9 protein-coding genes and 1 pseudogene are annotated in these 7,129 nt (G+C 37.8%); 4 read left to right on the forward strand and 6 right to left on the reverse strand.

Annotated features, from left to right (window positions below; all coding sequences use genetic code 11):
- A pseudogene (locus V7112_RS20970) lies at positions 1 to 239 on the forward strand (hypothetical protein); the annotation flags it as partial.
- Between the two features lie 36 nt (positions 240 to 275).
- Here V7112_RS20970 and V7112_RS20975 read toward each other — a convergent pair.
- Positions 276 to 1,127: a patatin-like phospholipase family protein gene (locus V7112_RS20975; RefSeq protein WP_335423430.1), complete on the reverse strand. Its 852-nt coding sequence runs from the start codon at positions 1,125 to 1,127 to the stop codon at positions 276 to 278.
- 215 nt (positions 1,128 to 1,342) lie between these two features.
- Here V7112_RS20975 and V7112_RS20980 point away from each other — a divergent pair, with 215 nt between their 5' ends.
- Positions 1,343 to 1,525 carry a YkvS family protein gene (locus V7112_RS20980; protein WP_335423431.1) on the forward strand — a complete coding sequence of 61 codons (183 nt, stop codon included), beginning with the start codon at positions 1,343 to 1,345 and terminating at the stop codon, positions 1,523 to 1,525.
- A 42-nt stretch (positions 1,526 to 1,567) separates the two neighbouring features.
- Here the strand turns inward: V7112_RS20980 and rarD are convergent, their stop codons facing one another.
- Together rarD and V7112_RS20990 are read right to left on the reverse strand one after the other, a co-directional pair.
- Positions 1,568 to 2,509 carry an EamA family transporter RarD gene (gene rarD, locus V7112_RS20985; RefSeq protein ID WP_335423432.1) on the reverse strand — a complete coding sequence of 314 codons (942 nt, stop codon included), beginning with the start codon at positions 2,507 to 2,509 and terminating at the stop codon, positions 1,568 to 1,570.
- Between the two features lie 455 nt (positions 2,510 to 2,964).
- On the reverse strand, positions 2,965 to 3,090 hold the full coding sequence (locus V7112_RS20990) for a DUF6254 family protein (RefSeq protein WP_010283238.1): 126 nt from the start codon (positions 3,088 to 3,090) through the stop codon (positions 2,965 to 2,967).
- A gap of 125 nt (positions 3,091 to 3,215) precedes the next feature.
- Here V7112_RS20990 and V7112_RS20995 point away from each other — a divergent pair, with 125 nt between their 5' ends.
- Positions 3,216 to 3,815: a CPBP family intramembrane glutamic endopeptidase gene (locus V7112_RS20995; protein WP_335423433.1), complete on the forward strand. Its 600-nt coding sequence runs from the start codon at positions 3,216 to 3,218 to the stop codon at positions 3,813 to 3,815.
- A 17-nt stretch (positions 3,816 to 3,832) separates the two neighbouring features.
- Positions 3,833 to 3,997, forward strand: coding sequence for a hypothetical protein (locus V7112_RS21000; protein WP_335423435.1), 165 nt, complete (start codon positions 3,833 to 3,835; stop codon positions 3,995 to 3,997).
- Here the strand turns inward: V7112_RS21000 and V7112_RS21005 are convergent.
- The 3 genes from V7112_RS21005 to V7112_RS21015 are packed head-to-tail and all read right to left on the reverse strand — an operon-like array spanning position 3,989 to position 6,913.
- Positions 3,989 to 5,398, reverse strand: coding sequence for a M20 family metallopeptidase (locus V7112_RS21005; protein ID WP_335423437.1), 1,410 nt, complete (start codon positions 5,396 to 5,398; stop codon positions 3,989 to 3,991). The two genes, V7112_RS21000 and V7112_RS21005, sit on opposite strands and share 9 nt — an antisense overlap.
- Positions 5,399 to 5,452: 54 nt before the next feature.
- Entirely contained in the window at positions 5,453 to 6,178 is a 726-nt protein-coding gene (locus V7112_RS21010; RefSeq protein WP_335423439.1) for a small-conductance mechanosensitive channel, read from the reverse strand.
- A gap of 21 nt (positions 6,179 to 6,199) precedes the next feature.
- Positions 6,200 to 6,913, reverse strand: coding sequence for a DUF5058 family protein (locus tag V7112_RS21015; protein ID WP_335423442.1), 714 nt, complete (start codon positions 6,911 to 6,913; stop codon positions 6,200 to 6,202).
- Between the last annotated feature and the right edge of the window lie 216 nt (positions 6,914 to 7,129).

Below are 7,129 nucleotides of genomic sequence, written 5' to 3' on the forward strand. Positions count from 1 at the left end.
CTGGACCTATGATGGGTGGATTCGGACCTCAAGGACCAGGTGGCGTTCCCGGTTCGATGGGAGGCTTTGGGCCTCAGGGACAAGGGAATCCTGGGATGATGGCACCACAGGGCTATGGTATGGCACCAAATATGATGGTTCCACATGGTCCGCATGGACCGGGCTGCACCTGCGGCGGGCAGCAAGGCCCAATGGGTGGACCCGGAATGATGGGTGGTTTTGGTCCACAAGGTAGGTAAACAAGTGTAGGTGTCTCCCTAGAGGCACCTTTTTGGTTAAGACATTAACCACTTCTGAAACTTATCAAACTGTTCCTTTGCGTCCTTCAGCCCAAGTTCATATAGATTGGTTAATTTCACAGGATTCCTTTCAATACGTCCTACCTCAAGTGGTTCAGTTGGACTAAACACAAAAATCCTGCCCGCTCTCTCTTCCTGATCCAAATACGTAAGTGTTTCATTATAACGCTGATAACGTGTTCCCATTGCTTTTACCAAATTCGGATATTGCTTATAAGAGCGTCTAAACACCCATGCCATATTTGATTTCTTTTTCGAATAACCGCGATTTCGAGTTAAAATCACCACATTTTTTGAATGGCCATCCTGCTGTGCTTTTATTAATGGAATCGGATCCGTAATGCCCCCATCCAATAATTTTTTGCCTTTGAATTCAATGATTGGTGCAACAAATGGCAATGAACTTGAAGCTCGAATGACCTTGAGCATCTCATCTCCATAATCATCTTTTTTAAAATACATCGGTGCCCCTGTTTCACAATCAGTTGTTCCCACCACGAATTCTTCTTTTGATTGATAAAAAGTATCATAGTCGTATGGTACATGTTTATTTGGAATCTCATCAAAAATAAAATCCATTCCGAATATCTGCCTATGCTTTACCATATTACGAAATGATAAATAGTTCGGGTGATTAATATAATCAATATTAACCGTACGATTTCTGCCCATTTGTCTTGAAAGATAAGACGCTGCCATACACGCCCCAGCAGATACGCCAATGACATATGGGAAATATACATTCTGTTTCATAAAATATTCAAGGATGCCTGCTGTGTACACACCGCGCATTCCCCCGCCTTCTAAAACCAATCCTACATCTCTCACTGTTTTTCTCTCCCTTTACAAATGCGTCTTCATTTAATATAAAAAAATAATTAAAGGTTGTCACATTTTTTACAAAAATTTATAAAAGAATATCTATGAAAACGCTTTACATTGAAACAAAAGTAAGGCAAAATATAAAAAAATGGATTTTTTGTAAATAAAAGCACATTATGATTGATATTGAAGTTTCATAGAATGCGATGGAGGGTGACATGATGAAAATTGCAGAAATTGGGGATATTATTGAGTTCAGAGAAGGCCTTAAAGGCATCGTGGAAAAGGTGAACGAAAACTCGGTTATCGTAGACTTAACATATATGGACAATTATAGAGATTTAGAGTTAGAGAGTCGTACAGTAGTCAATCATAAAAACTATAAGATTGTCGCGACAATCTAATCAAAGGGGAGCTGATTCAGTAATCAGCTCCCTTTTTGTTCTTTATGCCCCTAATGATTTATTTTTCATAAATTTAGGTTGAAGCGAAGTTAAAAGTTTTGATTTTGAAAACGAGTAGATCAACAGTGCCGTCCAAATACAAAGGAACGTAATGAAATGAACCTTCGAGAAATGCTCATGATATAAAAACACTCCCAATAAAAGGCTGATTGTAGGCGCAATGTATTGAAGAATTCCAATAACAGAAAGTGGAATTCTATTTGCCCCAGCTGCAAACCAAAGGAGTGGTAATGCTGTTACGACCCCTGCCCCCATAAGCATTAACTGCACATCGATGCTTGCTCCTGAAAAGGAATCGACTCCGCCCTTAAATAGAACTGCTAAATAAATGAGTGCAAGTGGTGCAATCACCATCGTTTCCATCACTAAACCAATCAAGGAATCAAGCTTTGCTAGCTTTTTTGTTAACCCATAAAAACCAAAGCTTAATGCAAGTGTAAATGCAACCCAAGGAAAACTTCCATATTGAAAGGTTAAAATAAGAACACCGATACCGGCTAACGTAAATGAAATCCCCTGCCAGAACAATAGTCTTTCCTTAAGAACAATGATGCCAAGCAGTACGCTGACCAACGGGTTAATGTAATACCCTAGACTTGCGTCGATAATATGATCCGTATTTACCGCCCAAATATAAGTAGCCCAGTTGATTGTAATGAAGATGGATGAAACCACAATCCCAATTAGTTTGAGTTTGTTTTTAGTAATCTCTTTGAGGGTTGCTATAAATTGCTTCCCTTTCTTTGAAACAAGAACGATCATTAGCACAAAAACAAGCGACCAGATAATCCGATGTGCAAGAATTTCAATTGCTGGTATATGGTCGATCAACTTCCAATAAAGAGGCAATACTCCCCATGCGATATAGGCAATCGTGGTGTACAGGATTCCTATTTTATATTCCCTCATCTCATCTTGACCCATCATGATCCTTCTTTCCAATTCAAATTATATCTTGGTTAATTATATTTCGGTTTCCGATAATTCTCAATGAAAATGAACTGGAAATTTGGGATTTGTGGATGGGGTCAGTATTTTTAGCCTTCTAAGGAGACAGCAACTTCCACCTTTTTTGAGGGTAGGGGTGCTCCGAATTCTATGGAGGGACAACACATTCCACTTTTTAAGAGATCTGTTGTACCACAAGCTTTTTTACACCTTAATTATGGAGAAAACCCGCATCTCTTTTTTAATTCGCTTTTGGATATAACTGGAAATACTCCGTGCATAAACCTCTTTTATAACACCACTTTTGGAATCCCTCTGGAAATACTCCACGCAAAAACCTAGTTTATCACACCACTTTTGGAATCCGCCTGGAAATACCCTGTCCATAAAAATGCACACACCCAAAAAGGAGTGTGTGCGCTGCGCTCTTCCTATTCTTTTGTATCCTTCCCTGCTTCTTCAGCTAACTGTTCAAAGGATTTCACTTTCCCATGTGGATTTTGTGATTGTTTTCGAACTGTCCATTGGCGCTCTTGTTGGCGTTTTGATTGTGTCATATAGAACATCTCCTTCTTTCAATCCTTCATCATTAGGATGAATCTTCACCAGATATTTATTCTAAAAAAATCAGCCTCATGATAAAATGAACAGCGACACATTCTAACAAACGAGGAACATACACATGCAAAAACACTTTTTTCTACTTTTCATATTTGCACATTTTTTACTAGCCATAAGTTTTCTATCTGACCTTCCGTTTTGGATCATTTTCACTATATGCTTTTTTCTTTTATCCGTTGCAGCGATCCGATTCGGAAAATTTGATTATAAATACATATCAGTGCCAAATCTAGTTATCGCAATTTTTTCAGGCATCCTCATGTACTTTCTCTTTTTTATTGGGAAACTAGGCTCCGCATTCCTATTTCCAAATCAATTAACTGATGTTGCTAATTTATATACGAAGATACAGCCTCAACTCGCATGGCATTTTATTGTACTTTTTCTCATTATTATTCCAGGTGAGGAACTATTTTGGAGAGGCTATATTCAAAAGAAGATTGAAGCTACATTCGATAACAAGCTACTCATTATCGCTATTTCCTCACTTTTATATATGTCTGCAAATATTTATACCCTTAACCCGCTTTTTCTACTTGCGACATTTGCTGGTGGACTGGTTTGGGGAACATTATATATGTGGAAACGAAATATCCTATTAACAATCCTATCACACCTAGTGTTCAATTTATTTTTGCTCGTGCTCTTCCCTATTTTTTGAGCTGAGGAGGCTACGACATGAAGAAGCGTAAAAAAAGGAAATCGAATGATGGTAAATATACCTTCTCCGACTTCCTCGCTGATGTATTTTTTGCAATACCTGAAATTATCATTTTTCCATTTCGTGTTCTTTTTTTCCTTTTTAGAGGACTTCTTAGAAATATTTTTGATTTCTTAAATTAAACTAAATTGTTTATTTTTAATGGGTGGTTTGACATCTTCAGGTATACCCGCAACATAGGGGTTGTTTTTTGTGGATAAGTAGAACTCTTCTTTTGCTCGTTCGAGTATTTGATCCTTATTTAGTAGTAAATCATACGCAGTTAATGCCATTGTTTGTGCCGCCAAGTGCATTCCCTTGAAACCGATTGACGAGCCAAAAGAAGCTGTTGCCTGCCATGAATGTACTTGTACTCCGACGGGGGCACATGTTGTCATGATATTACCAACTGGTGTAATCCAACTGACATCTCCAACATCAGTTGAACCAGTTAATGTTTTTCCCTTTGTTTGTTTATCATTTTGATAGGTGATCGGGAGTATTTCATTGGTTGAACGTTGTGCCATTTTTACGATATTAGAATCTACAGTCTTTACTAATCCTCTTGCAAATTTCTCTTCTTCTGCAGTAAATGCTAAAGGGTCTGCTAATTTCATATTTTCAAACATGAGGTCATTTAAAGCTTCATTTGGTAGAGTGTCATAAGCAAACGCATCAATCTCAGAGCGAACCTCTGTTTCTGTCATTAAGGCTGCCCCTTTAGCTATATTTTTAACTCTTTTAAGTATATCTTCGACTTGTTCTTTTGAAGCAGCCCTTAAATAGTACCAAACACTTGCATGCTCTGGAACAATATTTGGCGCAAGCCCCCCATTTGTAATGACATAATGAATTCTGGTGCCGTCGACAACGTGTTCCCGTAAATAGTTTGTGCCGACATTCATCAATTCCACAGCATCCAATGCGCTTCTCCCTGCATGTGGCGATGAAGCAGCATGTGATGGAATTCCTTTAAAATGAAACTTAATCGACACCATTGCCTGCATACTCATATTTACTACCATGTTTGATGTCCATGGATGCCAGGTTAAAGCGCAATCCAAATCGTCAAAGACCCCTTCCTTTGCCATAAACGTTTTACCGGACAAAACTTCTTCTGCTGGACATCCATAATAACGAATAGTTCCAGTTAGTTTATTTTCCTCCATTGCTTTTTTTAACGCTACAACTGCTTCTACGCCAGCTGTCCCAAGTAAATTGTGGCCACAGCCGTGACCTGGTCCGTCTAATTCAATTTGTTCCTGTACTGTTTTGACGGCTTGGGAAAGTCCAGGTAATGCATCGTATTCACCAAGTATTCCAATTATGGGTTTTCCTGAACCGTATTCAGCTAAAAAAGCTGTAGAAATTCCGCCAATAGAGGCTTGAATACGAAATCCTTCTTCTTTTAATTTGGAAGCTTGCAAATCACTTGCAAAGCTTTCTTCATAAGCAATTTGTGGATTCTCCCAGATTTTTTTTGCCATTTCGGTAAAGTCAGACTGATTGTTTTTTATCCATTGTAATATATTTTGTTTACTCATCTTCTATATCCATCTTCAAATGGATTTTCACCCCTTCCAGAAATATTCCAACACCTATTTGTTTTTCTCTTGTTTTTTGATCTTCTCTAGAAGAATACAAACAACAACTGTTCCGAGTATGCAGACAAACGTTTGAAAGGCGCGCGGTACAGGACCCAGATTAACAAAAAGACCGAATGCAATTCCAATTACACCAAATAATGGTTTCTTTATAGCGAATTGAGCAATGACTCCTCCAAAAATAGCCGGAAGGACTAAGCTTAGGTTATTTATAATTGATTCTGGCAAGATAGATAGGATGTAGGAACCGCTTAGTATTGTTAAAATAACAACTATAACATTCACGATTGATGCCGTTGCAATTGCTAATGAAGCAGTGATCTCACCCTTTTTGGTTCCTGGTTCTGCACCAACTACACGTTGAGCAATGGATGCGCAAGGAAGACACATATTTCCAATATTACCTATTGTAAAGGCTTGATACGTTCCAGAAACACCTAAAACAGGATAATAGCTAATCGGTTCCAGCACCCAAACAAACATTATAATAGCTGCATACGCAGCCAAACCTGATATAATAGGCGACCAGCCAGGATGGTATCCAAGAACAAAAGAAAGATATAGAGGCACAATTAGACTTAATGCAATGACTGCCCATATTGTTAGACGCCCCCAAAAATGAGACCTTAATTGGAAGGTATCAAAATCCATTGCTGTAGCCTGTGTACCTGACATAGCTTGGTTTAAGGATAAATTATTTTCCTCTCTATTAGCTTGCATTTAGTTCTCCTACCTTTCTTTTTAAGAAATAATGACACCAGCAATCATACCAACAATAATAACAAGTCCTAATGACCATTCTTTTAACCATATCAATCGGGATTTATCACCTATCCAAATTATGATAGGCATTGTAATGAAAGCAACAATAAATACTATGAATTCACTCATACCTTTTACCATTTCTCCCCCACCTAGGTAACTAAAAGCCCCTATCATGGCAGCAACAGAAACTGTGCTCAACATCTTGACATTTTTTGGATTAGATTCTGCTTTTTTCTGTATTTTTCCCAGTGACTTTGTAAATAGAGCTACAAATAACATCCAGCCCATCCCACCTACACACATTACCCATACAGCACTCGTAAAAGCTTGTAGCGTATAGTTAGGTGATCCTAAATCAACCCCAGCAGCTTGCGAACCAATACTAGCACCAACTGTTTCGATTGCAGCTGAACCAATAATAGCCATTCGTATTAATGTAATGGGATTTCCAATTAAAGCAATCATGGAAATAGCAATTACAAGGATTGCTATTGCTGGTCCAATAGCACTAATCCCACCGGCCCTTATCGCAGATTTTACTTCTGAAGAAGTCATGCCGACAGATTGACTTGTTTTTGTTGCAAGTCGAATAAAAGTGATACTTTGAAAGATAACAATTCCAACTACCAATGAAGCAAAAATCCAAAGTGGTAAGCTGTTTGCTGTTTTCATTACCGTTTCTAGATTCAAAATAATCTTCCTCCTTTTTACTTTTTTGGTTAATTGACTATTCGCGAATCTTTCAAAACTTCCTCCTTTCCAGAAAGTAAGCGTATTCAAAAAAGAGGATCAGTCAAACATTCTGTATTTTCTAATTTTTATAATAATTTATTGATTCGCCCATTACAATGTATTATATTACATATATAATTCGGAAAAAATGGAACTTTCTATATATTTAAATGA

The sequence above is a fragment of the Bacillus sp. JJ1566 genome, assembly GCF_036962685.1.
GTDB lineage: Bacteria > Bacillota > Bacilli > Bacillales > Bacillaceae_L > Ferdinandcohnia.